At 53.8% G+C, this 25676-nt stretch carries 29 protein-coding genes and 1 riboswitch; of the genes, 4 read left to right on the top strand and 25 right to left on the bottom strand.

Annotated features, from left to right (window positions below):
* Positions 1-244: transposase (locus BLR64_RS13250; protein WP_208607173.1), on the top strand; the 244-nt coding region annotated here is incomplete at its 5' end.
* 107 nt (positions 245-351) lie between these two features.
* Here the strand turns inward: BLR64_RS13250 and BLR64_RS13245 are convergent.
* Positions 352-708, bottom strand: coding sequence for a hypothetical protein (locus tag BLR64_RS13245; RefSeq protein ID WP_090714769.1), 357 nt, complete (start codon positions 706-708; stop codon positions 352-354).
* Positions 709-969: 261 nt separating this feature from the next.
* Here BLR64_RS13245 and BLR64_RS13240 point away from each other — a divergent pair, with 261 nt between their 5' ends.
* Positions 970-1128, top strand: coding sequence for an asparagine synthase (locus tag BLR64_RS13240; RefSeq protein ID WP_090714767.1), 159 nt, complete (start codon positions 970-972; stop codon positions 1126-1128).
* A 130-nt stretch (positions 1129-1258) separates the two neighbouring features.
* Here BLR64_RS13240 and BLR64_RS13235 read toward each other — a convergent pair whose 3' ends face one another.
* The 17 genes from BLR64_RS13235 to BLR64_RS30315 form a co-directional block, all read right to left on the bottom strand.
* Positions 1259-2026 (bottom strand): class I SAM-dependent DNA methyltransferase, encoded by a 768-nt coding sequence (locus BLR64_RS13235; protein WP_090714766.1) that lies wholly within the window; start codon positions 2024-2026, stop codon positions 1259-1261.
* A gap of 15 nt (positions 2027-2041) precedes the next feature.
* Complete coding sequence (locus BLR64_RS13230; RefSeq protein WP_090714764.1) at positions 2042-2953, bottom strand: CvfB family protein; 912 nt, start codon at positions 2951-2953, stop codon at positions 2042-2044.
* A complete protein-coding gene (gene rsfS / locus BLR64_RS13225) occupies positions 2950-3297 on the bottom strand; it encodes a ribosome silencing factor (RefSeq protein WP_068721930.1) in 348 nt (115 codons plus the stop codon). The genes BLR64_RS13230 and rsfS overlap by 4 nt, the downstream gene beginning before the upstream one ends.
* Complete coding sequence (gene yqeK / locus BLR64_RS13220) at positions 3294-3872, bottom strand: bis(5'-nucleosyl)-tetraphosphatase (symmetrical) YqeK (RefSeq protein WP_090714762.1); 579 nt, start codon at positions 3870-3872, stop codon at positions 3294-3296. Before yqeK ends, rsfS begins: the two co-directional genes overlap by 4 nt.
* A complete protein-coding gene (locus BLR64_RS13215; RefSeq protein ID WP_090714761.1) occupies positions 3844-4446 on the bottom strand; it encodes a nicotinate-nucleotide adenylyltransferase in 603 nt (200 codons plus the stop codon). The genes yqeK and BLR64_RS13215 overlap by 29 nt, the downstream gene beginning before the upstream one ends.
* A 36-nt stretch (positions 4447-4482) precedes the next feature.
* Positions 4483-4776, bottom strand: a complete 294-nt coding sequence (gene yhbY / locus BLR64_RS13210) for a ribosome assembly RNA-binding protein YhbY (RefSeq protein WP_090714759.1) — start codon at positions 4774-4776, stop codon at positions 4483-4485.
* 29 nt (positions 4777-4805) lie between these two features.
* On the bottom strand, positions 4806-5708 hold the full coding sequence (aroE, locus tag BLR64_RS13205) for a shikimate dehydrogenase (RefSeq protein WP_090714757.1): 903 nt from the start codon (positions 5706-5708) through the stop codon (positions 4806-4808).
* A gap of 26 nt (positions 5709-5734) precedes the next feature.
* The gene (gene yqeH, locus BLR64_RS13200) at positions 5735-6862 is read right to left on the bottom strand and encodes a ribosome biogenesis GTPase YqeH (RefSeq protein ID WP_090714756.1); all 1128 of its coding nucleotides are present in this window, start codon (positions 6860-6862) and stop codon (positions 5735-5737) included.
* Positions 6862-7386, bottom strand: a complete 525-nt coding sequence (locus tag BLR64_RS13195) for a YqeG family HAD IIIA-type phosphatase (RefSeq protein ID WP_090714780.1) — start codon at positions 7384-7386, stop codon at positions 6862-6864. Before BLR64_RS13195 ends, yqeH begins: the two co-directional genes overlap by 1 nt.
* Positions 7387-7569: 183 nt before the next feature.
* Positions 7570-9795, bottom strand: a complete 2226-nt coding sequence (locus tag BLR64_RS13190; protein ID WP_090714754.1) for a DUF4129 domain-containing transglutaminase family protein — start codon at positions 9793-9795, stop codon at positions 7570-7572.
* Positions 9792-11042, bottom strand: coding sequence for a DUF58 domain-containing protein (locus BLR64_RS13185; RefSeq protein WP_090714752.1), 1251 nt, complete (start codon positions 11040-11042; stop codon positions 9792-9794). Before BLR64_RS13185 ends, BLR64_RS13190 begins: the two co-directional genes overlap by 4 nt.
* 2 nt (positions 11043-11044) lie before the next feature.
* Positions 11045-12001, bottom strand: coding sequence for an AAA family ATPase (locus BLR64_RS13180; RefSeq protein WP_090714750.1), 957 nt, complete (start codon positions 11999-12001; stop codon positions 11045-11047).
* A gap of 270 nt (positions 12002-12271) precedes the next feature.
* Positions 12272-13744, bottom strand: coding sequence for a methyl-accepting chemotaxis protein (locus BLR64_RS13175; RefSeq protein ID WP_167360669.1), 1473 nt, complete (start codon positions 13742-13744; stop codon positions 12272-12274).
* Between the two features lie 161 nt (positions 13745-13905).
* Complete coding sequence (gene spoVAE, locus BLR64_RS13170) at positions 13906-14256, bottom strand: stage V sporulation protein AE (RefSeq protein WP_090714747.1); 351 nt, start codon at positions 14254-14256, stop codon at positions 13906-13908.
* The gene (gene spoVAD / locus BLR64_RS13165) at positions 14253-15293 is read right to left on the bottom strand and encodes a stage V sporulation protein AD (protein ID WP_090714745.1); all 1041 of its coding nucleotides are present in this window, start codon (positions 15291-15293) and stop codon (positions 14253-14255) included. Before spoVAD ends, spoVAE begins: the two co-directional genes overlap by 4 nt.
* A 2-nt stretch (positions 15294-15295) precedes the next feature.
* Entirely contained in the window at positions 15296-15793 is a 498-nt protein-coding gene (gene spoVAC, locus BLR64_RS13160; RefSeq protein ID WP_415841215.1) for a stage V sporulation protein AC, read from the bottom strand.
* A 136-nt stretch (positions 15794-15929) separates the two neighbouring features.
* Complete coding sequence (locus BLR64_RS30315; RefSeq protein ID WP_167360668.1) at positions 15930-16106, bottom strand: hypothetical protein; 177 nt, start codon at positions 16104-16106, stop codon at positions 15930-15932.
* Between the two features lie 176 nt (positions 16107-16282).
* Here BLR64_RS30315 and BLR64_RS13155 point away from each other — a divergent pair, with 176 nt between their 5' ends.
* Both BLR64_RS13155 and BLR64_RS13150 read left to right on the top strand, forming a co-directional pair.
* Positions 16283-17356 (top strand): M42 family metallopeptidase, encoded by a 1074-nt coding sequence (locus BLR64_RS13155; protein WP_090714744.1) that lies wholly within the window; start codon positions 16283-16285, stop codon positions 17354-17356.
* Between the two features lie 24 nt (positions 17357-17380).
* Positions 17381-17815 carry a hypothetical protein gene (locus BLR64_RS13150; RefSeq protein WP_090714742.1) on the top strand — a complete coding sequence of 145 codons (435 nt, stop codon included), beginning with the start codon at positions 17381-17383 and terminating at the stop codon, positions 17813-17815.
* Positions 17816-17885: 70 nt separating this feature from the next.
* On the opposite strand, the gene BLR64_RS13145 is transcribed toward BLR64_RS13150, so the two are convergent.
* The 7 genes from BLR64_RS13145 to BLR64_RS13115 all read right to left on the bottom strand — a co-directional run bounded on the left by BLR64_RS13145 (position 17886) and on the right by BLR64_RS13115 (position 25203).
* Complete coding sequence (locus BLR64_RS13145) at positions 17886-19031, bottom strand: mannitol-1-phosphate 5-dehydrogenase (RefSeq protein WP_090714741.1); 1146 nt, start codon at positions 19029-19031, stop codon at positions 17886-17888.
* Positions 19031-19465: a PTS mannitol transporter subunit IIA gene (locus BLR64_RS13140; RefSeq protein ID WP_068721915.1), complete on the bottom strand. Its 435-nt coding sequence runs from the start codon at positions 19463-19465 to the stop codon at positions 19031-19033. Before BLR64_RS13140 ends, BLR64_RS13145 begins: the two co-directional genes overlap by 1 nt.
* A gap of 16 nt (positions 19466-19481) precedes the next feature.
* The gene (locus BLR64_RS13135) at positions 19482-21548 is read right to left on the bottom strand and encodes a BglG family transcription antiterminator (RefSeq protein WP_090714739.1); all 2067 of its coding nucleotides are present in this window, start codon (positions 21546-21548) and stop codon (positions 19482-19484) included.
* A gap of 98 nt (positions 21549-21646) precedes the next feature.
* Entirely contained in the window at positions 21647-23107 is a 1461-nt protein-coding gene (locus BLR64_RS13130; protein ID WP_090714738.1) for a PTS mannitol transporter subunit IIBC, read from the bottom strand.
* A gap of 450 nt (positions 23108-23557) precedes the next feature.
* Complete coding sequence (locus BLR64_RS13125; RefSeq protein WP_090714736.1) at positions 23558-24421, bottom strand: aldo/keto reductase; 864 nt, start codon at positions 24419-24421, stop codon at positions 23558-23560.
* Between the two features lie 109 nt (positions 24422-24530).
* The gene (locus BLR64_RS13120; protein WP_090714734.1) at positions 24531-24845 is read right to left on the bottom strand and encodes a DMT family transporter; all 315 of its coding nucleotides are present in this window, start codon (positions 24843-24845) and stop codon (positions 24531-24533) included.
* Between the two features lies 1 nt (position 24846).
* Positions 24847-25203 carry a DMT family transporter gene (locus BLR64_RS13115; RefSeq protein WP_090714733.1) on the bottom strand — a complete coding sequence of 119 codons (357 nt, stop codon included), beginning with the start codon at positions 25201-25203 and terminating at the stop codon, positions 24847-24849.
* 90 nt (positions 25204-25293) lie between these two features.
* Positions 25294-25400: riboswitch (guanidine-I (ykkC/yxkD leader) on the bottom strand.
* Between the last annotated feature and the right edge of the window lie 276 nt (positions 25401-25676).

Genomic DNA, 25676 nt, shown 5'->3' with positions numbered 1-25676 from the left:
TGTCTGGGAGGACAGCAAGGATTGGGTCCGGAACAACCGGCTCAGCAAGTCAGGCAAGCAGTTGTATCGCAAACGAAAAGAAACCATTGAGCGAAGCTTCGCGGATGCTAAAGAGCTCCATGGGTTTCGCTATTGCCGGTTGCGCGGACTACCAAATGTCAGGGAACAAGCGCTGGTGACGGCAGCTGTGCAGAACATGAAGAAGATGGCGATCCACCTGGATCGCCGGGAAAAACGGGGTTAATCCCTTCATTTTCCCGTTTGCAGGTCGTTATTGAAATACAAAAGAAACCCATGTCATTTAAAGACCTGGGTTTCTCGACAATCTGAACTCATCCGCAGATGAGCTGCTTATAATGCAGTACCACTGCTTCCTTTGAAGCTGAAGCGCACCCGCAGCCAGGCCAAAATGTAGATCACACACAAGAAAATCCAGTAGCTGTTATCAAACAATCCGCCCCCCGTTACCGCTGACAGAACTGCATGATACACACAGGTAAATAAGAATAAAGACAAAAATAACAACGAAATCCCTTTATACGATGCAGGCTTCCGGATTCCCGCTTTTGAAAAAATATATAACACGGCCAGCACCAGCAGTAGAGTGAAAGGCACCCTGTAGCTGAAATCAGGAAATACGTCGTGCATGGTAACTACTGCTGCTATGAGCACAAAACATAACAAGATGTTAAGCACACTTTGTTTCATAATTTAGTCCTCCGCACCCAAGTAATTTTTTTCCATATATTCAAATAATAAAACGAAACCATTCTAATAGCAAATGTTTGCGAAAATGATGGTTCTTTACTCCAAATTTCTGTGAACAGAACCGCTGTGCCAATCCAAAAATAATAAAATATTGGTTTAAATCCGCAGAAGAAGATAGTCTCCTCACCTTCCATACATAATCCGGTTGCGAAGAGCGGACAATAAACCTGTCTCCCAAACCACCGAGAAGGAGTGTTTCGAATGCGCGAAGGTCTGATCCCCACCGTTCTTGGTACCGTAGTTTCCGCTTCCGGCGCAGCTTTTCTGGGAAGCAAGTATAAGCTGGCCGCAACAGGCGTACTTGGCTTTGGTCTGGCACACATCGTTCTGGGTGCCATCGACTTGATTGAGCACCGGTAAAAGGTTGGAAGATGCCGGCCCTGTACAGCATGTACAGGGCTGGCCCCTTTTCATCAAGCACCACAAATCACAGAAAATGCATGCACCAAAAAGGCCCTGCCGGAGGCGAGGACCTTATCAAACATAAGATTTATTTTACGGCTACATAGAACAGGCGCTGGGCGCTGTCATCTGCCGGAAGCCATTCAAAATCGGCATACAGCTGAACCTCGCTGAATCCCGCCTTACGGAGCTCCTCCGTCAGCCACTGCGGATCGTAGGCACGCTGCACATGACTTTCTTCAAACCGGCGGTACAGCCCGCTCCCCTCTTCCCGGGCGAAAATGGACAGATGATGTTCAATTTCCCGCCGCGGCACATCCAGCTCGCAGGTCCAGATGTAGGACACCGTAGGCTCATCCAGCACAAAAGGCTGTTCCTCCTCATAACGGACCAGCGTATTCGGATGATGCACATCGAACAGGAACGTCCCTCCTGGCTTGAGGCCGGCGTATGTCCGGGCGAGCACCGCCTGGATATCCTTTTCTTCCAGCACATAATTCAGGCAGTCACAGAAGGAAATGACGGAATCGACCGGCTCCGGCAGCTCCCATTCCGTCATGTCCTGCCTGATCCAGCGTACGCTTCCTTCACGCAGGAAACGGCGTCCCTGCGGATGCCGCTCCATCTTCTGCTGGGCCACCGACAGCATGTCAGAGGAAAGGTCAATTCCGGTCATGTGATATCCTGCTGCAGCCAGCGGAATCGTAATACTTCCCGTGCCGCAGCCGAGCTCAGCGACCGTCCGCGGCTTGCCGTATTTGACCCATGCCGCTTCCGCAAAAGCCAGCCAGTCGGGATACGGCATGTCCGCCATCAGTTCATCGTATACATATGCAAATTTCCCGTAGGAAGACAATGCGCACACCGCTTTCTATTCCTGATTCTGTTCCGGCGAGCTCTCTTCAGGCTTGGCCAGATAGGTCCAGTTCTCTTTTTGAGTAATCAGGCCTTCCTTCATCAGCTTACCCATCGCCCGTTTGAACGCGGACTTGCTGATGCCGAAGCGCTGTTTGATGATCTCCGGAGGCGTAGCATCCGAGTAGGGCATTGCACCGCCCGGGCGGGAGTGCAGGAATTCCAGCAGGGCTGCAGAATCCACATCCCGGCCGATCTCCTTGCGCTGGGTCATCGCCAGATTAACGCGGCCGTCCTCACGGATATGCGAGACACGTGCTTCAAACTGCTCACCCAGACGCAGCAGCCGGCTCCGTTCGGAGGAATGAACCATGCCGATTACGCCAAAGCCGAGCACTCCGCCGTCTACAAGCACGAACGTGCCCATCTGCAGCGGCTTGTATACTCTTGCTGTAACCGTCTGGCCTTTCCAGGATTCCGGTGCCGCAAAGGCCAGCGGAGCAAGCTCCTGCTCTCCGGCCAGCTTGGCACGAAGACGGCCCTGCTTGTCGTGCTCCATCAGCACAAATACCTTGTCGCCAATCTGCGGGCGGAGCTCGATCAGCTCAGGCAGCTCGCCGATTGGCAAGAGCAGCTGGCGGCCAAGCCCCATCTCCAGGAAGCAGCCCAGGCGCGGATGAATATCAGCCACTTCCAGCAGGGCCATCTCACCAAGCGTCAGAAACGGCTTTTTCATAGTAGCGGCAAGCCGGTCCTCCGTATCAAAGAAGATAAACACTTCTACTTTGGCACCGATCTTCGGCTTGCTGCCGACAAGCTCTGTATAATGCAGCATGACATCCTGGTCGCCTGCACCCAGGAAGTAACCGTATGGGGAAACCTCACGCAATACTTCCAGTGTAACTATCGTTCCTGCAATCAGACTCATACCGTCTCCACAACCTTGGCATCAGACCAGAGACGCTCGATATTGTAATACTCCCGTTCGTCACGGTGGAAGACATGCACGATAACATCCCCGAGATCCATCAGTACCCAGCGGGCGGCATCCATGCCTTCGATCCCGCGGATAACACCGCCGGCTTCGTGAACCACTTTGCGAACTTCAGTAGCAATCGCCTGCACCTGGGTGTCGGAGTTACCGTGACAGATGATGAAATAATCACTGATCGGCGATACGCTGCGCAGATCCAGAGCAACGACGTTCATCGCTTTCTTGTCTTCGACCGCTTTCAGGGCCAGCTCCAGCAGCTTGCTTGATTGTACACTCATATTTTTTCCTCCAGTATTCTTACTAAATCGTTACGTGCAAGCACGGTAAGCGGAAATACGACCCGGCGCTTCTGCAGCAGCAGGCTGATGGTCGAGTCAAAGCCGGCAATCAGCCCTTCCTCAAGGCTCATCATGGACTTCTTACGGATCTCGTCCACACCCGGGAAATCCCGGCCGGGCTCGATGTAATCCGCCAGGCAGACCACCTTCTCCAGCAGGCTCATCCCTTCGCGGCCTGAGGTATGGTACCGGATCGCCCCCAAAATCCCGGGATCGGTAATTTCATACTCATGCTCGGCGACAAAGGCCCCCACCTCGGCATGCCACAGCTGCTTGTCATACTGCAGCAGCTCAGCAGAAAGGCCGTTCTGAACAATGATGTCCTTCATACGCTCAACCGGCCAGTATTTGGCCACATCATGCAGAATAGCTGCCGTTTCGGCCCGCTGCGGATCAGCTCCGTACATTTCGGCAAGCTTGATGGAGGTCTCCATTACGCCCAGCGTATGCTGCCAGCGCTTGTCTGGCATCTGGGCGGAGACGGCCTCAATCAGCGCTTCGCGGCTGTAAGCCATACAATCCACTCCTTTGCACATATTCATACACCTGCTCAGGCACCATATAGCGGATTGAGCGGCCGCTCGCCGCCCTTGACCTGAGCGCCGTTGACGATACATCCACCTGCGGCATGTCCGCCAGCAGCACCTTGCCGGAGATGAAATCCGGCAGCGCAGCGAGATCCAGCGGTGTTCCGGGACGTCCCACACCGATGAAGGTCAGCAGTTCGACCAGCTCACGGATTCCATGCCATTTAGGCAAGTATTCAACCATATCCGCTCCGACAATGAAATAGAACTCATGCTGCGGATATTCCTGCCTGAGACTGCGTACGGTTTCAATAGTATAAGAGACGCCGCCGCGGACAATTTCCCAGTCGAGAATGCCGAACGCTTCATTCCCCTCCACTGCGCACTTTACCATAGCCAGACGGTCAGCACCGGAGGCACCGGCCTCGTGCTTGTGCGGGGGGATATGCGAGGGCATGAACCAGACCTCATCCAGCGAATACGAATCCCTGGCGGCTTCCGCCGCCAGCATATGGCCTATGTGAAGAGGATCAAAGGTTCCTCCCATGATTCCCACTTTCAAGAGGTGTACCTCCTCTTATCATCCGGATAAAAAGCTTTAGCGCGGCAGCTCGATCGTTTTGTTGTCGCGAGATTCCTTATACAGCACGATCGTTTTGCCGATCACCTGTACAAGCTCTGAACCGGACTGCTCTGCGAGGGCAGCGCCGATCTCTTTCGGATCATCGGCATTGTTGTTCAGCACGCTGATTTTCATCAGCTCGCGCTTTTCGATGGCTTCCTCGACATGACGGATCAGATGGTCGTTAACGCCGCCTTTACCGACCTGAAACACAGGATCGAGATGATGCGCCAAAGAACGGAGATAACGTTTTTGTTTACCAGTTAACATAAATGAACAAACCCCTTAATTAACAAATATTAAATATTATTACCCTGTTTAAGCATTTTCATGTCCGGCTCGCTGACCCCGAAGGCCTCAAGGAGGGTCTGCCGCATGATATCCACCGGTGCAGCCTCTCCCGTCCAATACTCCAGGGCATAAGCGCCCTGATAAATGAACATGCCCAGACCGCCGTGAATCGTGCAGCCAGCCTGCAGGCCCTCCTCAAGCAGCCGGGTACGCAGCGGATTGTAGATCAAGTCGCTGACCACCTGGCCTTTACGGAACAGGCCGGAAGCGACCGGTGTGTCGTTAGGATAAGGGAACATGCCTACGGAAGTGGTATTGATCACAATATCAGCATCTGGGATCATCCCGGCAATGTTCTCCATAGCCGCCCCGGTTACAATGCCTGCAGCCTGCCATGAGGCTGCGAGCTCCTGAGCCTTGTCCGCAGTACGGTTCGCAATGACGACGGAAGCCGGATTCTCCTGCAGCAGGGCGCTGATGATCCCTCTGGCAGCTCCGCCTGCTCCCAGCACCAGAATGTGCGCACCGGACAAGTCCGGGACAGCCTCGGCCTTCAGCGAACGTACGTAGCCGATACCATCGGTATTATAACCGGTGAGAACTCCGTTGTCGTTGACTATCGTGTTAACCGCACCGCCGGCAACTGCACTGGCATCCAGCTTGTCCAGATAGTCCATCACCGCAATTTTATGCGGTATCGTTACATTGACCCCGCGGAAGCCAAGCGTGCGGATGGCCTGCACCGCTTCGCCGAGCTGTCCCGGGGCAATGTGAAGCGGTACGTAAGCACCAGGTATGCCGAGAGCCTTCAGCGCTGCTGTATGCATCAGCGGCGATTTGGACTGGGCGATCGGATCGCCCATGACGCCTAGCAGCATGTCCGTATTTCTAATATAGCCGGTCATAGGCATGCCCCTCCTGAAAATGATTGATGCGCTTAAATCAATGAAGGGCGGGTAAGCACCTTCACACCGCGCGGAACATGCACAGCGACTACCGCGCCTTCCGTCCCGTTGACTTTAATCCAGCCGAGCCCGGAGATGAACAGGTCAGTTTGGCTGCCCCGGCCGATCCGGAATTCATGACGCTGCCACTGCGGCAGCTTGTCCATATCCGCTGCCGCCGGAGGCGTCAGCAGCTCTCCGCGGTGATCCTGATACAGCGAATCTGCCCGCTCCAGCTTCGTGCGATGAATCTTCAGCGTTGTACTGATATAGCAGGTGAAGGATTGGCGCGGTCCCTGGATGAAGTCGAACCGTCCCAGGCCGCCGAAGAACAGCGTCTGTCCTTCATTCAGCTGGTATACCGCAGGCTTGAGCGGATTCTCGGGCATTACCGCGCCCAGGTCACGCCGCTCCACCAGCTCACTGTAACGCCAAGGATATACAATCCCCGGTGTATCAATAATATAGTGGCCGTCATCGAGCGGAATCTTGACCATATCCAGCGTCGTGCCGGGATAACGTGAGGTAGTCAGCTCTTGCTCCAGATCACTGTAGTCCGAGATCAGGCGGTTGATCAGCGTGGATTTGCCCACATTGGTTGCACCGACCACGTAGATATCACGTTGTCCGCGAAGCTCACTTACCGTCTCAAGCAGACGCTCAAAGCCCTGATTGCGCTTGGCGCTGACAAGGACGATTTCTGCCGTCCGCAGGCCGTGTTCCTTGCAGCGCTGCTGCATCCAGTTGCGCAGCTTGTTCCAGTTCGTTACCTTAGGCAGCAGATCGCATTTGTTCACGGCGAGGATGACGGGGTTATTGCCGACAAACCGCTGAAGCCCCGAAATCAGGCTGCCTTCAAAATCAAACAGGTCCACGATGTGGATGACAAGCGCATTCTTTTCACCGACTCCGCTCAGCAGGTGCAGGAATTCATCCTGATCCACAGATACCGAAGAAGCTTCATTGTAATTCTTAATCCGGAAACAGCGCTGGCAAATGACCGGTTCCCGCTCAAAGGCAGACTCCGGAATATAACCCGGAAGCTCCTTATTCACGGTCTGCAGCTTAATACCACAGCCGCTGCATTTCACCGGGCGCTCCGTTTCATTGTGTTGACTCATTAACGTTTATCCTCCTCATGCCACAATCCTTGCTTACGCAGCCGTGTCAGCGCGATCTGCTCGACGCGGCGGTTAATTCTTGTTCCAAAGCCTTCATCCTTGACGGAGATCGGCAGCACCAATACTGTATACAGACCCAGGCGGTTGCCGCCCAGCACATCGGTAAGCATCTGATCACCGACCACAATGGTTTGTTCCGGCTGAAGCTCCATCAGCTTCATTGCCTTCAGAAACGGGGTATTGATCGGCTTGCGCGCCTGATGGACAAACTGGATATCCAGCGGCGTGGCAAAGCGGGACACCCGTTCCATATTGTTGTTGGATACAATGACCAGCTTGAAGCCCAGCTCCTTCACCTTTGCGAACCACAGCAGCAGCTCCGGAGTAGCCAGGGGTGCCTTGGCACCTACAAGCGTGTTATCCAGATCTGTAATAATGCCGCGGTAGCCCTGCCGGTGCAATTCTTCAAGGTTGATATCAAAAACGGTATTCACCCGCAGTTTCGGGACCAGCCTCTCAAACAATACGTTCACCTCAATTTTATACAAGTAGAAACGGCTGTGCCATCCTAAACAGGACGGTACCTGTTCCGTGAGATAGATAAGGATACAGCAGTGATGAAGCATACCCTCTCTTATCTTTCAAAAAATATATCACACTCTTTGCGCTTCGCAAATGAACCTGCCCCCGATTGCGTAGGGCACAGGCTATCTGCGTCCTTTAAGCATCCGCTGCAGCTGCAAAGCTTCAGTATACACGCTGCGCCAGTCTTTGTCTTCAATAATATCAGGGCTGTACTTGGCCTGCTCGAACAGCCTGAGCAATGAAGTAAAACTGTCCGCTGCCTGCGGGGTTTCCCGGCTCCAGCGGCCGACAGCCTCACGCAGCGTTTCATGCTCTTCCTTCAGCATGCCCTTTCTGCGGACATACCTTACCCATCGCTCAGTTTCGGCAACCACTTTCTGCACCGGCGTCAGCGGACGGCCATTGCGCAGCCGCTCCAGCAGGAAACGCAGGCTTAACCGGTGCTGCCACAGCTGATAGCCTGCCCAGAGCAGCAATACACCAGCAGCGGCAGCTACAATCCATGCTCCGACATGCAGATTGCTTCCGGAATCCGTCTGCGCCGGTGCCTGTACCGGCTCCACAGCTTCTTCCTCTTCCTGCTCCGGCTCTTCAGGAAGCTGTTCCTCGCTCTGGGTCAGCAGGGGAACGGTGAAGCCCGGGGTTGCTTCAACTGGAACCCAGCCGTAATCCCCGAAATACACCTCTGCCCAGGAATGGGCATCGGCATTTGTAATCGTATAATTGTTGTTGGCCGCACCCTGCATCATCAGATTGTCGGGCAGCTGCCCCTGCTCGCCGGGAGCATAGCCTTTGACCCAGCGGGCAGGAATATCAAGGGACCGGGCCATCGTTACAAGCGCCGTAGAGTAATAGTCACAGTAGCCTTCCATAATTTCAAACAGGAAGCTTTCCACCATGTCCCTGCTCTTTTTGCGTGAAAGGTCCGGCTGGTTGGTATATGGAAAGGTTACCTGTAAATATTGCTGCAGCAGCGCTACTTTCTCATAAGGAGTCTGTGCCCCCGCGGTAATTTCCTCGGCAAGGTCAATGACCCGCTGCGGAAAATTGTCCGGGAGCTGAAGATAGCGCTCATTGTCCTGTCCCTCATACAGCTGATCGTAGGTCTGCCGGCTCAGCTCCTGGACCGGAACAACCGGAACCTCGGAAGTCAGCACATACGTCTGCGGATAAGTCAGGACATCATCGGAGCCCCAGATCATCTCATTGTCCTGGCTCCGCCAAAACAATCCGTTGCTGGCCTCCTCACCGTCTATCGTATCCACACTTGAAATGGAATAAGCGCCGAAGAGCACCGGATAATCATTGTTGCCAAGCAGTCTGACCGTCTGCTGCAGCGGCTCTGTCTGTGTCTTCGGGGAAGCCTCCCGTTCCAGCTCCTCGCCTACCCGGGCGCGTATCAGCGGGCCCCTGTTCCACCGGTCATCATCACTCCAGCCTTTGCCGGAGTAGACAGCCCGTGATTCTCCCCTCATATAGGTGCGCTGGCTTGAGGTGACGGTCATTACGGGTGAGTAGTCGAAGCTGAAACCGCCGCCCAGATTATCGTCGTTCAGGCTGTAGCCGGAAGACGAGCTGCCGCTCCCGGTTCCGCCGCTGCCGGTCTCCGAAGTTCCGGAGGTTCCCGTGCCGGACGGGCTTCCGCCCCCGTTCCAGTCCTGCCAGGCCGTATAAGGATCGGTCAGTGTCGGCCGTACATCTGGCATATTCACCCCTGTCACAATGACCAGAGAGAAAATAATCGCCACATTGATCAGAACCTTGAACGGATACCGCAGCAGATAGGTCCAGCCGCGCGGATAATGCAGCTGGAAGCTGCGCAGATGCTGCGTAACAAGCCAGCCCATACCTGCTGCTACCGTCCAGGCTACTTCCTGCCAAAGGACAGAGGAAGTAAAGGAATCAAGCGCCGCAAAAGCAACGATGTTAGCGGTAAGAAACATCAGAATCCTTGTTTTGGACGAGACCCACCAGGAGGACAGCAGCAGCAGCACACCGGCCGCCAGGGCGAACCAGACGTAAGGCACCATGTCTGCCCCGGTATCCATAAGCCGGTCACGCAGCGTTACAGCCCATGGATCGGGAACATGGATGCCCTTGTTCAGGATCAGCCTGTACGTAATGTATAGAACAACCGCAGCCTCAAGCAGCAGTCTGAGCCCCCATTTGACAGGCAGAAGAATTTCAATGACGGCAACTGCCGCGAGCGACAGCAGCACGACCTCCGTAGTGGCCTGCAGCCAGAACGGTTCCGTGAAGGATACCCACTGCAGACCGATCAGCATCAGCCAGAGCAGGCTGAAGGAATGATGCCAGGAAGACTTGATTCCGTTCCACCAACGGCTCATACTGCAGGATCACCTCCGAGTACGGCAGGAAGCTCCTGCAGAGAATTAACGCTGTAGCCCGTTATTCCGCGTGACCTCAGCACATCGTTCCATTCCCTGCCGCTATGGTTTGCAGCCGGATTGCGAACCTGGATATGGGCCGGGGTCATCCCCCGGCTCTCTGCCCAGCGTATAATATCCAGCACGGGCTGGCCGCTTTGCGGACTGATCAGGACAAAATAGGCGCCTTTGGGAAACATCCGGTGGCTCTGCTCCAGCTTGGGCAGCAGCGGTCCGCGGCCTTCTGCATTGATATCGATCAGGTATTGAATCATTTTCTGGCGTTCTGCGCCGCTCTCTGCCGGAACAAACACCTTGGTTGTCCGGTCCAGACAGCACAGGCCGATGCCGATCCGGTCACGGATCCCGTAGCCGAGCAGCGAAGCCGTGACGGAAACGGCCAGCTCAAACTGGCTGGAGCTGCCGTAAGCGGCTGTACTGCCGTCAAGAACAAGGATGGTCTTGGGCACGGATTCATGCTCGAATTCCTTGGACTTCCACACGCCGGTCTTGGCGGTTGCATTCCAGTGGATCCGGGTTAGCCGGTCGCCGTATACATAGTCACGGACCCCGTTAATCTGCGTTGTCTCGCGCCTGGAATGCAGCAGGGAGGTCTGCAGCCCGGCCAGGCGGGATCTGCGTTCATACAGCTGCCAGCGGGGCACGAATACTGCGCGGGGGAGGACTCGGAACTGCCCTTCGGCCCGGAAGGTCCCCTTATGCTCCACCAGTCCGAAAATGTCTTCGGCCAGAATGTCGGTTTGCTCAAAGGTGTAGCTGCCGCGCTCCAGCGGCGGCGTCTGAAACTGCAGCTCCCCATGCCCCCTAAGGCTGGGGATCAGGCTCTCCTCAAATACCCATGACTCACCGTTATGCCGCTTCAGAATTTCTCTGACTACTACATAAGGCAGCGGTAAAAATCCCGGAATGCTCACCTGCAGCTTCACCCGCAGATAGCCGCCCGCATACAGCAGCTCAGGCTTATCCTGCTCCGAATACAGGCTGCGCGAGCCCTTGGCCCGCCGGACTCCGCCAACCGCGCTGACAACTAAATAAAGAATGAGGACCGAGACCATAATAAACAGCATAAAGGATGTTTTGCCGCCCTGAAACAGCACATAGAGGAGCGTAACAGCCCATATCGCGATTATGCCGGCGAATTTCCGCGGCTGGATTCCTGCAGCCACACCAGTCAGATAGCTCTTCATCGCTATTGCCTCATCGTAACGGGCACACGGATGCCCTGCAGCAGCTTCTGCAGCAGAGACTCCACGTTAACATTGTCCAGCCGCGATTCCGGACGCAGGATGATACGGTGCCCCAGGGCATAAGGCGTGAGGATCTTGACATCATCCGGCAGCACATAATCGCGCTCCTGGAGGAAAGCATACGCCTTGCAGGCCATCATGAAGGACAGCGAGGCACGTGGGCTTGCGCCCAGCAGCACCAACGGATGCTCACGGGTCTGGCGGACAATATCCAGCAGATATCCAAGGACCGGTTCACTCATGTACACCTCGCGGATCTCCTCCTGGATCGCCGCAATCTGCTCCATGCCCGTTACCGGTGTCAGCTTGTCCACAGGCTGGCCAGCCTGATGGCTTAGCAGCAGATTTTTCTCGGTTTCACTGTCCGGATACCCTAGGCTGATGCGAAGCATAAAACGGTCAAGCTGGGCTTCAGGCAGCGTATAGGTGCCTTCAAAATCAATCGGGTTCTGCGTGGCACAGAGCATAAACGGGTGCGGCAGCGGATAGGTTTCGCCGTCCACCGTTACATTCCGCTCCTCCATAACCTCAAGCAGCGCTGACTGCGTCTTCGTGGTTGCCCGGTTAATTTCATCGGCCAGCAGAATATTGGTCATAACCGGCCCGGGCCGGAAATAGAACATTTCATCGCGCGGATGGTAGACGGATACCCCGGTTATATCACTCGGCAGAATATCCGGATTGCACTGGATCCGCCGGTAATCACCCGACATGGACCGTGACAACGCCCGTATAAGCTGCGTTTTGCCGGTTCCGGGAACATCCTCAATCAGGACATGCCCACCGGCCAGAAGTGCTGTGAGCAGCAGTTCTATTTCAAATGATTTTCCGAGTATACAGGATTCCAGATTAGAGCGAACAGCCTTCATAATTTGCGTAGATTCTTGACGTACGGGCATATATGATTAGACCTCCTATGTCAGAATAAGCAGTAATATTTATATTTTACATGATTATAGGACCCAAAGTACATTATTGAAGACTTTGAAGTTGGCAGAGCCGGAACATATAGCCTGTTCTACAAATGAAAGAAGCGAATCCGCTAGTTTCTTGTAACAAATCACAAAAAATTCGAGAGAATTCTGCATGCCGCAAACAATAGCAAACAGGGCAGCCGCTCTCCCCGAAGGTTGAACAGCTGCCCTGCGCTGCTTGATCCTTGTATCCTGCTAAGCCTGTTTATGATCGCCAACAAGTTCGTTCAGGCTGACAATCAGGCTCTCCAGCTGCTTAAAGCTGCCCACCATGTTGTCTGTCATCGTGCGCTGCTCTTCTACTCCAGCAAGAATCTCCTCTGTCGCGGCGCTGGACTGCTCGGTTACGCTGGAGAACTCGGTTATTTCGTTTACAATTTTTTCAGAGAACTGCTTCATGCCGGCCGAGCTCTGCTCCACATCACCGGCCTGCTCCAGCACTTTATGGGCATTGAGCAGAATGGACTGGAACACCTCTTCTGTACGCTGCACCGACTCACTGCCGGTCAGCAATATACCGCGGCTTTGCTCAAATTGGGCAATCAGGGCATCCGTCTGCTGCTGCAGACCGGCGATAACGCCGCTGATTGAATCCGCTGTTTTACCGGAGTCTTCAGCCAGCTTCCGCACCTCACCGGCAACCACGGCAAAGCCACGTCCATGTTCGCCCGCGCGGGCTGCTTCGATGGAAGCATTAAGGGCAAGCAGATTCGTCTGCCTGGAAATCTGGGTTATCCCTTCAAGCATTTCATGGATTTCCTGGCTGCGCCGGCTGAATTCCAGCATCTGATTCGAGGTCTGCTCCATCATCTCTCTGAGCTCGGAGAACTGGCCTGCCAGCATAGAGACGTTTCCGCTGCCCTGCTCGCTGACCGCAGCCGTTTCCGCAGACAGCCTTTTCATTTCCTGTGAGTATCCGGCCACATCACGGATATGCCGGTCAGAGACCGAAATCGCCTCCGTAATTTCCCCGATGCTTCCGGCCTGATATTCAATCCCTTTGGAAACCTCCTGAAAACCGATAGCCACTTCGTTGGTCACGGCTCCGGCCATCTCTACCTCTACCTTAAATCTGCCCGTAAACTCATACAGGCCGTCCACTGCTGTCTTCACCCGTTCAAGCAGGAATTTCACCTGTTCGCCAGAGGCTTCAACCTGTTCCCTCTGCTGTTCGCTCTGGCGCTGGAGCTTCTCATTTAAATATGAAACAAAAAACAGTACACTGCTGATCAAAAGGTAGACGCCCAGGGCGCTAAAGAAGGTCAGCAGTTTACTGTCCGCATTTGCAACCTCCACCCCTGTAAGCAGCTGTACCAGAATACAAACAGCGCTTATACCTGAAGCGGCAGCGTAATACTTGTAATGCGGATAGAGAAGAAGCAGCGAGCAGAGCAATATTACTACCAGGCTGTTTAATGAGCCCAAGGTTAAATAAAAGGCCATTGCTGTAAGAACAGCTGTAATGATCCAAGGGATGACCAGCACCCCTTTACGCCGGCTGTTAAACAGAGTCAATCCGGCAGCAAGCGGAACAGCTACTGCACTTGTACCCCAAAGCTTGGGGGTCAGAAAGGCCAGAATAACTCCAATTACGGTTATAACCCAAAAAATAGCGATAATAATTTTGTTTCTCTTCCAAAACAATTCGACCTTCCGCTGATTCTGCAACTTGTGCACGTCCCCTGTCTTTATGTATATACCTAGCATCTAAGGTTATATATCGTCAATAATCGACATTTTTTTGATATGCTATTCCGGTTAAATGAAAAAAAAGACCGCTTTTCAGCGCGGCCTTTGTTTATACTCTGTTCACATTAACGAAAAAGGAGTTAGCCCTTTGGCCTTACAACGAGTGCGGCCAGGAACGAGAACACAATTGCCGAAGAAATCCCGGCACTCGTAACGTCAAATATCCCGGTTACTACACCGACCCAGCCATCACGCTCCAGCTCGGTTAACGCACCGTGCACCAGCGAGTTACCGAAGCTTGTAATCGGCACACTGGCACCGGCTCCCGCGAATTTTACCAGCGGATCATACAATCCGAATGCATCCGCCACCGCTCCCATTACTACGAGTGTACTCATCGTGTGGGCCGGCGTCAGTGCAAGCACATCGAACATCAGCTGCCCGATCACACATATGGCTCCGCCAACAAGAAAAGCCCAGAGATAGATCATTGTCCTTCACCTCCAATCTCAAGGGCTACAGCATGGGCTACGCATGGAATGCTCTCCCCCTGCTGATAGGACAGCGGGGACAGCAGCGCTCCGGTTGCCACGACAAGCACCCGTTTCAGCTCCCCTTTTCTCATCCGCTTCAGAATATGGCCGTATGTGACAACTGCGGAGCAGCCGCAGCCGCTTCCTCCGGCGATTACATATTTTTGCTTGTCCAGATTAAATATAAGCAGGCCGCAGTCGTCAAACGTAGTCTGTTCCATCGGGATGCCCTCTTCAGCCAGCAGCTCCTTGGCAATCGGCAGCCCTACCGATGCAAGATCACCGGTCACAATCAGGTCATAATGCCCCGGCGTAAGGCCCGTATCCCGGAAATGGGCGGTTATCGTATCCGCAGCTGCGGGGGCCATCGCGGTTCCCATATTGAACGGATCTGTCAGACCCAGATCCATAATCCGGCCGATCGTCGCTGAAACGACATGAACCTGTGTTCCCTGTGCGGTGCCGTCGTTGCGGCCGACTATCGCACAGCCGGAGCCGGTAATGGTATACTGGGCCGTCGGCGGCTTCTGTGAGCCGTATTCGGTCGGATAGCGGAACTGCTTCTCTACTGTACAGTTATGGCTTGAGGTTCCGGCGAGGGCATACTTGCCGCCGCCTGAATCAATGATCATCGAGGCAATCGCCAGACTCTCCATGGAAGTCGAACAGGCCCCGAAGACACCCAGGTAAGGAACGCCAAGCTTCCGTGCGGCAAACGAGCTGCTGATAATCTGGTTCATCAGGTCGCCGCCGACAAAGAACTCCAGCTGCTCCTGCTCAACCGCGGCATTCATCAGCGCGAGCTTGGAAGCTTTTTCAAACAGGGCGCGCTCTGCCTTCTCCCAGGTTTTCTCGCCCATTTCAAGTGAGTCGTAGATAAAATCAAAATCCGAGGCCAAGGGTCCTTCCCCTTCCTCCGGCCCTACTACCGCAGAAGAACCAAGGATGACAGGACGGGTGGTGAATTTCCAGGTCTGGCTTCCCAGCTGCTCCATAATTAGTGAGCACCTCCCCAGCCCATAACGGCATATACTACGCCCACCACAAAGGCAGCGACCACGCCAAAGACGATAACGGAGCCGGCGAGCTTGAACATATTACCGCCAACACCGAGCACAAGACCCTCAGCACGGTGTTCAAGTGCTGCCGAGCACATGCTGTTGGCAAAGCCGGTAACAGGTACTGCTGACCCTGCACCGCACCACTGGGCCAGTTTGTCGTACACGCCAAAGCTGGTAAGAATGACGGAAAGCAGAATCAGCACCGCTACCGTCGGGCTTGAGGCTTCCCGTGAGGTCATATCAAAGATCGCCATGAAGGCCTCCTGAATGGCTTGTCCCAATACGCAGATCAGACCGCCTGACAGAAAGGCGCGGACGCAGTTCTTGAACACCGGACGCGAAGGCACAAACGGCTTGGACAGTTTCTCGTAGTCCTTGGGAGTCATGGTGTCAAGCCGCAGCTTTACACCGCTTTTCTTTGTTTTTGCCGGCAAAATAGGACACCTCCTGAAATATGTGCGAAGGGAAGCCGCCACGTCAGTCTCATTGTCCGCTTCCCTCCGGTTCTTCTTCGCCTAGAAGTTTTTCCTTATTGTTCACCGTATTCCGCCTTGTTATGTCCTTGCATACTCAGGAAAAAAACAGCAGCACCACTATAAGCAGCATAAACAGAACCAATATCAGCACGATCTCGCTTTCGCGCGCGTCGCGGCGGCGGCGGTATCTCCGCTGAATGCCGCTCGTACGTGCCCTGGACGGAACCCTTCTTGGGGTAAAAGGCCTGGAACTGCTTCCTGCAACCCTCATTCTATCCGCTTCCTTTCCCGGCTCCTGCGTTCAGACCCGTTACAATATGTTATTCAGCCGCGCGGCCCCCGGTGTCCGCCCGGATCATCCGCGAAAGATAGACATTCGGGCCGGTGAAGTTCATACTATATAGGTTGAATCTGAACTCTTGAGATCGAGAAAAGGAGCGTTATCATATGAATCAGGAAACGATGGACATGTTCAAAACACTGACCGAATTCCCGGCAGCCCCGGGTTTCGAGCGTGAACTGCGCGCTTACGTCAAGAACGCTATGTCACCTTATACGGATGAATTTGTGCAGGACCGGCTCGGCAGCCTGTTCGGCGTGCTGCGCGGGGCCGAGAATGGCCCGAAAATTATGGTTGCCGGGCACTTTGATGAAGTCGGCTTTATAGTTACCGGCATAACTGCGAACGGGATGATCCGCTTCCAGCCGCTCGGCGGCTGGCTGGCTTCGGCGGTTGCCTCACAGCGGCTGCAGATCATTACACCTGAGCGTGTGCTTGACGGGGTTGTCGGCAGTACACCGATTCATTTACTTTCGCCTGAAGAGCGTACCAAGACCGGTGATATCAGCAAGATGTATCTTGATATCGGCGCAGACAGCAAGGAAGAAGCCGAAAGCTTTGGTGTAAGGCCCGGCCAGCAGATTCTCCCTGTCTGCCCGTTCACCCCGCTGGCCAACCCGAAGAAGATTATGGCCAAAGCCTGGGATAACCGCTACGGTGTCGGGCTGGCCCTTGAGCTGGTGAAGGCGCTGCATGGCAAGCAGCTGCCTAACACGGTCTACGCCGGTGCTACAGTACAGGAAGAAGCGGGCCTGCGCGGCGCCCGTACGGCCGCTAACCTGCTTAACCCGGATATATTCTTCGGCCTGGACGCCAGTGCTGCTGCCGATATGACCGGCGACCGCCAGGCATTCGGACAGCTCGGACAGGGCGCGTTGCTGCGCATCTACGACCCGACGATGATCACCCACCGCGGGCTGATAGAATACGTACAGGATACAGCTGACACCCATAAGATCAAATACCAGTACTTTGTTTCCCAGGGCGGAACGGATGCCGGAGCGGTTCATACCAGCGGCATCGGTATACCGTCTGCAGTTATCGGCATCTGCTCCCGCTACATCCACACCGCCTCCTCCGTCATTCACAGCGACGATTACGAGGCTGCCAAGGAGCTGCTGATCAAGCTGGTGGAAGGACTAGACCGTACCACGCTGCAGACTATTCTGGAGAACAGCTAAATTACAGTAAAGCGGGGAGATGACATGCATCCTACTGAATTAATGGAATATGGTTTAGCCATAATCCTGTTTTTCGTCATTTTGCTTGCCTCTCTCTTGTTCCGGAAGTCCAGAAGAAAGTGGATTTATATCGCAGCAGGTTTATACGTTCTATTGTCCATCGGTTTCTTTATGTACCGTCCAGCCTATATTGATTCCCAGATCGCCCGCAAGGCGGTTACGCTAAATCAATATCTGGAACGGAAATACCCTGAGGAAACCTGGACCTTCTGGACGGTTCCGCACCGCGAGGATTCTTATGTATCCAGAAATCCTTATATTATTGAAGTAACATTTGCTAACGAGCCGGATGTACATTATGGTTTTCTGGTAAAAAGGGACTCCATCGAGCTGCAGAGTTATTGGTCTGAGCGTGATTCGATCGGGGAGCTCCGGCACTGGGAACCGGTTCAAAAGTAAGAAAGAGCAAGACCTTTCCGGTATCGGAAGGGTCTTGCTCTTTTTAATGCTGCTATAGTCTCAAAACCTCTTATTTCAGAGCTGCGTATTCTGCCATCACAGACTGATGAACGGCATGGTCAGCAGCCAGCCCGGTATATTTGGTCAGCGCAGCCTCCACGCCAAGCTCGGCGACAGCAGCCTGCAGCTCTACTGCTTCGGGATCATCTGCAGCCTGGAACAGCAGTGCACCGGCCATAGAACGGGTCAGCGCCTTGTAGCTCAAGCCGCGGTCATAAGCCTGCAGGGCAGGCGATACCAGACGGTCATTCGGTGACAGCTTGCGGATCGGCGAGCGGCCGACACGGGACACTTCATCGGTCAGGGCCGGATTGCGGAACCGCTCCAGAATTTTGTCGATATATTTGCTGTGCTCTGCGCTGTCAAAGCCATGCTTCTGCACCAGTACGGCACCTGTTTCTTCCAGCACTTCGCGGACCAGGGCAGTCAGATTCTCATCCGCCATTGCCTGCTGAATCGTTTCATAGCCGCGCAGGAAGCCGAGATATGCCGCGGAGCAGTGCCCGGTGTTAACCGTGAACAGCTTGCGCTCAATATAAGGCTCCAGGTTCTCCACATAATGTACGCCTTCAACCGGTGTATATCCAGGAAGCATCTGGGAAGCATCCACTACCCACTCGTAAAAAGGCTCTACCACAACCTTAAGAATGTCCTCATGCTGCTGAAGCGGTACAATCCGGTCTACTGCTGCGTTCGGGAACGCCACCGAGGCATCCGCCTTGGCACGGGCTGTATCATCCAGCTGCGCATAAACCAGCTCTTTGAGCTGGGCGCTGCCGCCGATGGCATTCTCGCAGGCAATCACATGGAGCGGCTTGTCGGAGACGGCAACCCGTCTCTTGATGCCTTCGGCCACCACACCCGCAATATGCTTCAAAATGGATACCCCGACAGCGGTAGTAACCAGATCCGCTTCAGCAATTGCAGCAGCCACTTCTTCAGCATGGGTAACACTGCTCAGCGCTGTAACCTTTTTAACGATAACCGTTTCCTGTCCTTCACTGGCCAGAGTTACCGGATATTCCCCGCGCTCCTTGAGCTGGGATACAAAAGCTTCATTTACATCAACAAAACAGACCTCATAGCCTGCCTGTGAAAGCAGCAGACCGATGAACCCTCTGCCGATATTGCCTGCACCGAAATGAACAGCCTTCATTATTCAAGGCCTCCTTCAAAGATCGCAATAACATCAGCAGGAGTAGGGGCATTCATTACACGCTCAATGGCATCGTCTTCCGTGAAGATCATCGCTACATTCGTCAGCACTTCCATATGTCCGTCCCCTGCAGCTGCAATCCCGATTACGACAAAGGCCGGCTCATCACCGCCGAAGTCAACGCCGTCCGGAAAACGGATCACGGAAAGACCGGTAGATTTGATAAAAGGTCTTGCTTCCTTGGTGCCATGCGGAATAGCCAGCCCGCCGCCCATATAGGTGGATACAACTTCTTCGCGCTCCAGCATCTTCGGCACGTATTCCTCTGTTACATGTCCTGCATCAACCAGCAGCTTGCCGGCCATGGTGATCGCTTCATATTTGTCTTTGGCGGCACCGTTCATAATAATCTTGTTTTCTGACAGTATACTCATATGGTTTCTCTCGCTTTCACATTTTATTTTCGAAGAAATGCAGCAGTTCTGACGACAGGTAGCTGCGGATTTCGGATTCTGTCCGCTCCTCCAGCAGCTTCACCAGCTCTGAATTCAGCAGCATGGCGCTGATCTCGCTCAGGACCTCCAGACTCTCCTTGGACAGTCTGCGCGGGGCAAGCATCAGCAGGATGACTCTTACCTCGGTGTTGCCTTCCAGCACAACCGGCTCTTGCAGACGATAAAGAGTCAGGGATGACATCAGAATGTGGCTGCTGCGGGTATGAAACAGCGCCAGTCCGGTATCCGGGATGACCTGGCTGGACATTCTTTCCCGTTCCAGCAGCCGCTCCAGCAGGATATCCGCATCCCCGACAACCCCGGTGCCCTTAAGCAAATCCAGCATTGCTGCAATTGTAGCCTGCAGAGGGATTCCTTCATTATCAAGCGGATAAAAGCGGAACCGCTCCAGCAGGCTGACCGTTTCATCCAGTATGCCTTTATAGCTTCTTAAGCGGTCCAGCGCATTGTCATCCCTTACGGAACGGTCGTTTTCACCGCCCGGAACGCTCTCCCGCTCCTGCAGCGTGATATTCTGAATATAGCTCAAAAGCTTCTCAATTTCATCCCCTGTCAAAAGAGGGCTGATCTTGATATATCGTTCCTTATCCAGCGGCAGATCAATGGTTGAAATAATCAGATCATAATCCACCTCGGGAAGGCGGGCTGCTTCATACCAGGAGATATTCCCGAGAATCTCAATCTGCGGCATTTCCTTGGCAAGCCGGGTAGCCAGCAGACGGGAGGAGCTTAGCCCGCTGGCACAGACCAGAATGGCCCGCACACTGCGCTTCAGCTGATTGAGCCTTTCAATGGAAGCGCCGAAATGCATAACCAGAAAGCCCACTTCCTCATCAGGAATCTCCAGATCCAGCTGCAGATCCTCCACTGCAGCCCTGACAATCTGGAACAGGTAATCATAATCCTTGCGGATCGGGCCGAGCAGCGGATTGCGGATACGTGTTCCCTCGCGCAGCCGTTTGAAGGCCGGATCCATATGCTCCAGCAGACCTTCCCTCAGGGAGCGGTCGCTCTGGAACGGCAGCCCTGTCCGCCTGACTACACTCTCGGTCAGCCTGTAGACGGTCTCCATCAGTTCCATATTGCTGTAGGCAATTCCGCCGGAGGGGAATGAATCCTGGGCCCGGTCAAACAGACCGGCGATATACAGTACCTCAGCCCGCGGAATATCTTCCTCAAGCGCCAGGCTGAGCTGCTCCACAAACTGCTCCGCACCGGAAATGTTGCGGTGGTCGGACATCCTGGGAAAGCCGGCGTCTCCGCCGTTTTCGATCCCCTGACCGATCGAGATCCGCCGGGTGGTGACGGCAAGGCCAAGCAGCATCTCCATGTATACTATTTCAGGAAGCTCAGCAGTCCACTGCCATTCCATATCCCACAGTGTACTTTCCACTTCCAGCAGATCGTTCTTCCCGACGGTCATAAGCAGGAGCCGGTAAACGGGGCTGCTGGCCTGCTGGGGAGTGTGTCCCACCAGGTCTGATAAATCCAGATGCTCTGCCGCCAGCCGGCCGATCGCCCTGCGCTTATCCACCTCGCTGCCGGTAATTTCAACCCCGTAGCCTCTCCTTCGGACCAGCTGAAGATTGAATTTACGCACCCATGGCTCCAGTTCATCCAGATCATAGCTCACGGTGGCCACAGTTACCTTCAGCCAATGGGCCAGCGTAAACAGCTTCACCGGATCTTCTGCCTCAAGCAGCGTACACAGCTCGTATATCTTGCGTTCCTCGCTTGAATACTCCGCCGGCTTCTCCTGGCGCAGGAACAGGCGAAGCTCTGCGAGGCCGTCCTCCGGCCCGCTCAGCTGTATGCCCTTACCCGACTTACGGATAAGATCCAGGCCAAAATCCGCAAGAAGCTGTTCAATGTCTTCCATCTCACGGTGAACGGTTCGAACACTCACCCCGATACCTTCGGCGATTTCGGCGGCTGTGATTTCTTCATTTACGCCCAGCAGCAGCCAGATGATCTGGCGCTGCCGGGCGGTAACCTTCCTCATAACCGTGTACCTCCGCCCTAAAATGGAGACAAACGCTGGCTCCCGGGGGCCAGCGTCTCCTTATTTAGCGTTATACGTCATTTCTAAACTGTATTCGATTATTTTAAACGCTCAACCAGTTCATCGTACTTCGGACTCTTGAGGAAGTTATCGATTGAAATATGCTCTGCATTAGGATTGCTTGCAATAGCACGGTCGGTCAGCGTTTTCTGGGTAATGACGATATCCGCATCCGCCGGAATTTCACTTACCGCCGAATTGACTACAGTAAGATTGACACCTGCGCTCTGCAGTTTCTTTCTCAGTACCGAAGCACCCATCGCACTGGAACCCATACCGGCATCACAAGCGAAGACGATTTTGCGTACATCTGCTTTGTTGCGGACATTGGCAGCAACGTTATTAGCAGCTGCAGTTGCAACAGTTGCAGAAGCTGCTGTACCGGCAGTCTTCATGTCTTTCATTTTTGCAGAAGCCGCTTCCAGATCCATTTCTTCCTCATCTGTTTTCTTCACTGTCTTCAAGAGCAGCGTTGCAAGGACAAAGGAAACCACAGTGGCTACGATTACACCCGCCAGCATCGGGAAGTATCCGCCCTTAGGCGTCATAGCGAAGTAAGCAAAGATACTGCCTGGTGACGGAGAAGCTACCAGACCTGCACCCAGCATCTGGAAAGTGAATGTACCAGATACACCGCCACCGATTACCGCAAGGATCAGACGCGGGTTCATCAGGATGTACGGGAAGTAAATTTCATGGATACCGCCAAGGAAGTGGATGATTACAGCACCCGGCGCAGAAGCTTTTGCAGAACCGCGTCCTACCAGCCAGTAGGCAAGCAGGATACCAAGCCCTGGTCCAGGGTTAGATTCAAGCATAAACAGAATGGATTTCCCAATTCTTTGGGACTCTTCAAGCGCAATCGGTCCCAGAACCCCGTGATTGATCGCATTGTTAAGGAACAGCACTTTTGCAGGCTCGATGATGATGTTGACGATCGGAAGCAAATTGTGATCAACCAGGAATTGCACGCCATTTGACAAGATGTTGGTAAGACCTTCAACCAGTGGCCCGATCCCTTTCAGCGCAGCAATAGACAGACCGCCGCCGATAATACCAAGTGAGAAGTTGTTAACCAGCATTTCAAAGCCGGCTTTGATTTTACCGTCAACGGCTTTGTCAAACTGTTTCAGAATCCAGCCGGCCAGCGGTCCAACGAGCATCGCTCCAAGGAACATTGGAATGGAGGAGCCGACGATAACCCCCATTGTAACGACAGCACCGATAACACCGCCCCGTTTGCCGTGTACCATGGTACCCCCGGTGTAACCGATCAGCAGCGGCAGCAGGTACTTGATCATTGGATCTACAAGAGCGGACAGGCTTTCATTTGGAAACCAGCCTGTTGGAATGAATAATGCCGTAATCAGACCCCAAGCGATAAAAGCGCCGATATTTGGCATAACCATACCGCTGAGCAAGCGGCCGAATTGTTGAACTTTCACCCTGGCTCCGCCGGGTGAAGGTTGTGTTGCTGGCGTAGTTGCCGATGTGGCCATATATAATGCCCCCCTATTGAATTAATATGGGACTTCCTACACTTAAGCTTTGTTGTAAGTCCATCCCCTATGCACACATCGTAAATCAAAGCGCTTTCTTTGTCACCAAATTGAAAATGCGGTTTCGTCATGAACGTTGTTGACAACATTTAAGAGCTGTTGCCACAGGCTTTTTCCGGGCCTTATGGCCTAACTTACAGAAAAAAACAGCGAAATCAACGGTATAGCTGTCCTACCTTCCGCTCATTTTGCAGCATCGTGCAAAATCAAAGACACTACTGCCCTGCGTTTTGCTCTATTCGCCTCATTGGGCGAAATCAAAGGCAATCCTTCTCACATTTTAATTAAAATTCAATATTCTATACCCTGGATGCCGGAGACCTACACAGCTTATTTCTCATGATCAATAAAAAAGCTGCCCGTTAAATCACGGGCAGCAGTCAAATCACGTCAAATCATGTCCAGCGGAACTCTCCACGCAGGCTGCGGAAAAGCCTCATCCAGCTGCCGCAATTCCTCATCGCTCAGCCTGATGGAGCCTGCCGCTGCGTTCTCCTCCACGTGCTTACGGGAGGCTGCCTTTGGTATGGCAATCACGTCCCCTTCGCGGATACTCCAGGCCAGCAGAATCTGCAGCGGTGTAACCTCATGCTTCGCGGCAATATGCCGGACCGCCATGTTCTCGGTCAGCCCCTTGCGCAGACTGCCGGCCTGGGCGAGCGGGGAATACGCCATTACCGGAATGTTGTGGCTCCGCTCCCAGGCCAGCAGCTCATGCTCGATGCCTCTTGAACCCAGATGATACAGCACCTGATTCACTGTGCAATTCTCCCCGCCGGGTATGCTGAGCAGCTCCCGCATATCCTCCGTATCGAGGTTGGACACACCCCAGCGCTTGATTTTGCCGGCTGCAACCAGCTGCTCCATACCTTCAACGGTCTCTTCCAGAGGAACATTGCCGCGCCAATGCAGCAGATACAGATCCAGGTGGTCCGTGCCGAGCCGCTTCAGGCTGCCTTCACAGCTCCGGACCAACTGATCCTTCCCGGCATTGTGCGGATAAACCTTGGACACCAGAAATACATCTCCTCGGATGCCCCGGATCGCTTCACCGACCAGCTCCTCGGAGCGTCCGTCCCCGTACATTTCAGCGGTATCGATCAGGTTCATTCCAAGCTCTACGCCAAGGCGCAGCGAGGCAATTTCCTCGGCCCGGCTTGCTGCATCCTCCCCCATAAACCAGGTGCCCTGCCCGATTCTCGGGACAGAAGCGCCGCCCTGAAGCTTGATCCGGTTGTGAATGCTGTTGTTCATATGCCGATGTCTCCTTAACAGATGGATTGTATACTTACTATACTTACCATGTTGCTCCGTTCGAAACATCGTACAGGTGTCCAAATCTTTAACATATTGCCGCTTAAGGTCAGCCGGCCAGCTTCAGCCCGACTGCTGCACCAAGGATCAGCACAATGCAGAGTATCCGCCGCATATCCCTTGATTCTCCATACAGCATCATGCCAAGAATGGCCCCGCCGGAAGCGCCGATCCCGGTCCACACTGCATAAGCAGTACCCATGGGAAGCGTCACCATCGCCAGGGATAACAGTGCAAAGCTGGCACCGAAGCCCGCCATCAGCAGAGCCAGTGTCCTCCAGTTGCGGTGCGTCTGCAGCCTGGCCATCATTCCCACACCGAGCATCTCGCACAGCCCGGCACCAATCAGCATGATCCAGTCCATTTTACGAGGCCTCCTTTATCTGCTTCTTCGCATTGTCCTTGGTAGCCAGCTTGAGTCCGATAACACCGGCCAGCAGCAGTACGATCAAGAGTACCTTGACCAGCTGAAACGGCTGCCCGAACCAGATCATATCCGCGAGGACAGTTCCGGCCGTTCCCAGTCCGACAAATACAGCATATACCGTCCCTGCCGGCAGTCTGCTGCTTGCAGAGATCAGAACATAAAAGCTGATAATAATAGCCAATACCGTAACGCCCCATTCCCATGGTGCCGCTGCATGCTTCAGTCCGATCACCCACACTACCTCAAAACAGGCGGCGCCTACGATTTTCAGCCATGCCTTACTGCTCTTGCTCATCTCTTTTCTCCTCCCGCTTTGCTGAGTTCTTAATCCAGACCTTCCGCCGGCAACATAAAAGCCCGGAAGGCCACCGTCATCACTGACGATACCTCCCGGGCTTTTATCCCTCCGTGTAGACACGGACTGGAATCCGTGACTTTTTCTCTCGGACCAGTCCGGCCGTTACCGGCCGCGGAACCCTAGAAAACCAATTCGATTAAGTTACATCGTATGTTAGCAAAATGGAGGCGGGAAAGCAACCCCTGTTCGTTAGCAATCATTAGGAGCTATAGCAGAGCGGCCCGTAATTCAGGTTAATGAAGTTCAGAACAATGGAAGTGCATAGCATTTTCTTCGGATTGTAAAGTGATTATTTTACATATTTATACAGTTATTAAGTGTATTATCGTAATTATGCTTCGGGCCACTTCCCTCCCAATTAAAGGGAAAAATCCCTTTATTCACTCTATTCCTCCCAAAAAGACGGTATC

This window comes from Paenibacillus typhae (assembly GCF_900099765.1).
GTDB lineage: Bacteria > Bacillota > Bacilli > Paenibacillales > Paenibacillaceae > Paenibacillus_AQ > Paenibacillus_AQ typhae.
This window is presented reverse-complemented; position numbering and strand designations above follow the sequence as displayed.

Coding starts and splice junctions, on each gene's coding strand:
- BLR64_RS13150 (WP_090714742.1), top strand. CDS start 17,381: ATGCATCCTACTGAATTAATGGAATATGGTTTAGCCATAATCCTGTTT.
- yqeK (WP_090714762.1), bottom strand. CDS start 3,872: ATGGCTTACAGCCGCGAAGCGCTGATTGAGGCCGTCTCCGCCCAGATG.
- BLR64_RS13230 (WP_090714764.1), bottom strand. CDS start 2,953: ATGAGTCTGATTGCAGGAACGATAGTTACACTGGAAGTATTGCGTGAG.
- BLR64_RS13140 (WP_068721915.1), bottom strand. CDS start 19,465: ATGAGTATACTGTCAGAAAACAAGATTATTATGAACGGTGCCGCCAAA.
- BLR64_RS13240 (WP_090714767.1), top strand. CDS start 970: ATGCGCGAAGGTCTGATCCCCACCGTTCTTGGTACCGTAGTTTCCGCT.
- BLR64_RS13130 (WP_090714738.1), bottom strand. CDS start 23,107: ATGGCCACATCGGCAACTACGCCAGCAACACAACCTTCACCCGGCGGA.
- yhbY (WP_090714759.1), bottom strand. CDS start 4,776: ATGTTAACTGGTAAACAAAAACGTTATCTCCGTTCTTTGGCGCATCAT.
- BLR64_RS13185 (WP_090714752.1), bottom strand. CDS start 11,042: ATGAAGAGCTATCTGACTGGTGTGGCTGCAGGAATCCAGCCGCGGAAA.
- BLR64_RS30315 (WP_167360668.1), bottom strand. CDS start 16,106: ATGAGGGTTGCAGGAAGCAGTTCCAGGCCTTTTACCCCAAGAAGGGTT.
- BLR64_RS13120 (WP_090714734.1), bottom strand. CDS start 24,845: ATGGACTGGATCATGCTGATTGGTGCCGGGCTGTGCGAGATGCTCGGT.
- BLR64_RS13190 (WP_090714754.1), bottom strand. CDS start 9,795: ATGAGCCGTTGGTGGAACGGAATCAAGTCTTCCTGGCATCATTCCTTC.
- BLR64_RS13145 (WP_090714741.1), bottom strand. CDS start 19,031: ATGAAGGCTGTTCATTTCGGTGCAGGCAATATCGGCAGAGGGTTCATC.
- BLR64_RS13155 (WP_090714744.1), top strand. CDS start 16,283: ATGAATCAGGAAACGATGGACATGTTCAAAACACTGACCGAATTCCCG.
- BLR64_RS13245 (WP_090714769.1), bottom strand. CDS start 708: ATGAAACAAAGTGTGCTTAACATCTTGTTATGTTTTGTGCTCATAGCA.
- spoVAD (WP_090714745.1), bottom strand. CDS start 15,293: ATGGAGCAGCTGGGAAGCCAGACCTGGAAATTCACCACCCGTCCTGTC.
- BLR64_RS13180 (WP_090714750.1), bottom strand. CDS start 12,001: ATGCCCGTACGTCAAGAATCTACGCAAATTATGAAGGCTGTTCGCTCT.
- rsfS (WP_068721930.1), bottom strand. CDS start 3,297: ATGAGTGTACAATCAAGCAAGCTGCTGGAGCTGGCCCTGAAAGCGGTC.
- aroE (WP_090714757.1), bottom strand. CDS start 5,708: ATGCCTATGACCGGCTATATTAGAAATACGGACATGCTGCTAGGCGTC.
- yqeH (WP_090714756.1), bottom strand. CDS start 6,862: ATGAGTCAACACAATGAAACGGAGCGCCCGGTGAAATGCAGCGGCTGT.
- BLR64_RS13135 (WP_090714739.1), bottom strand. CDS start 21,548: ATGAGGAAGGTTACCGCCCGGCAGCGCCAGATCATCTGGCTGCTGCTG.
- BLR64_RS13115 (WP_090714733.1), bottom strand. CDS start 25,203: ATGAGCAAGAGCAGTAAGGCATGGCTGAAAATCGTAGGCGCCGCCTGT.
- spoVAE (WP_090714747.1), bottom strand. CDS start 14,256: ATGATCTATCTCTGGGCTTTTCTTGTTGGCGGAGCCATATGTGTGATC.
- BLR64_RS13125 (WP_090714736.1), bottom strand. CDS start 24,421: ATGAACAACAGCATTCACAACCGGATCAAGCTTCAGGGCGGCGCTTCT.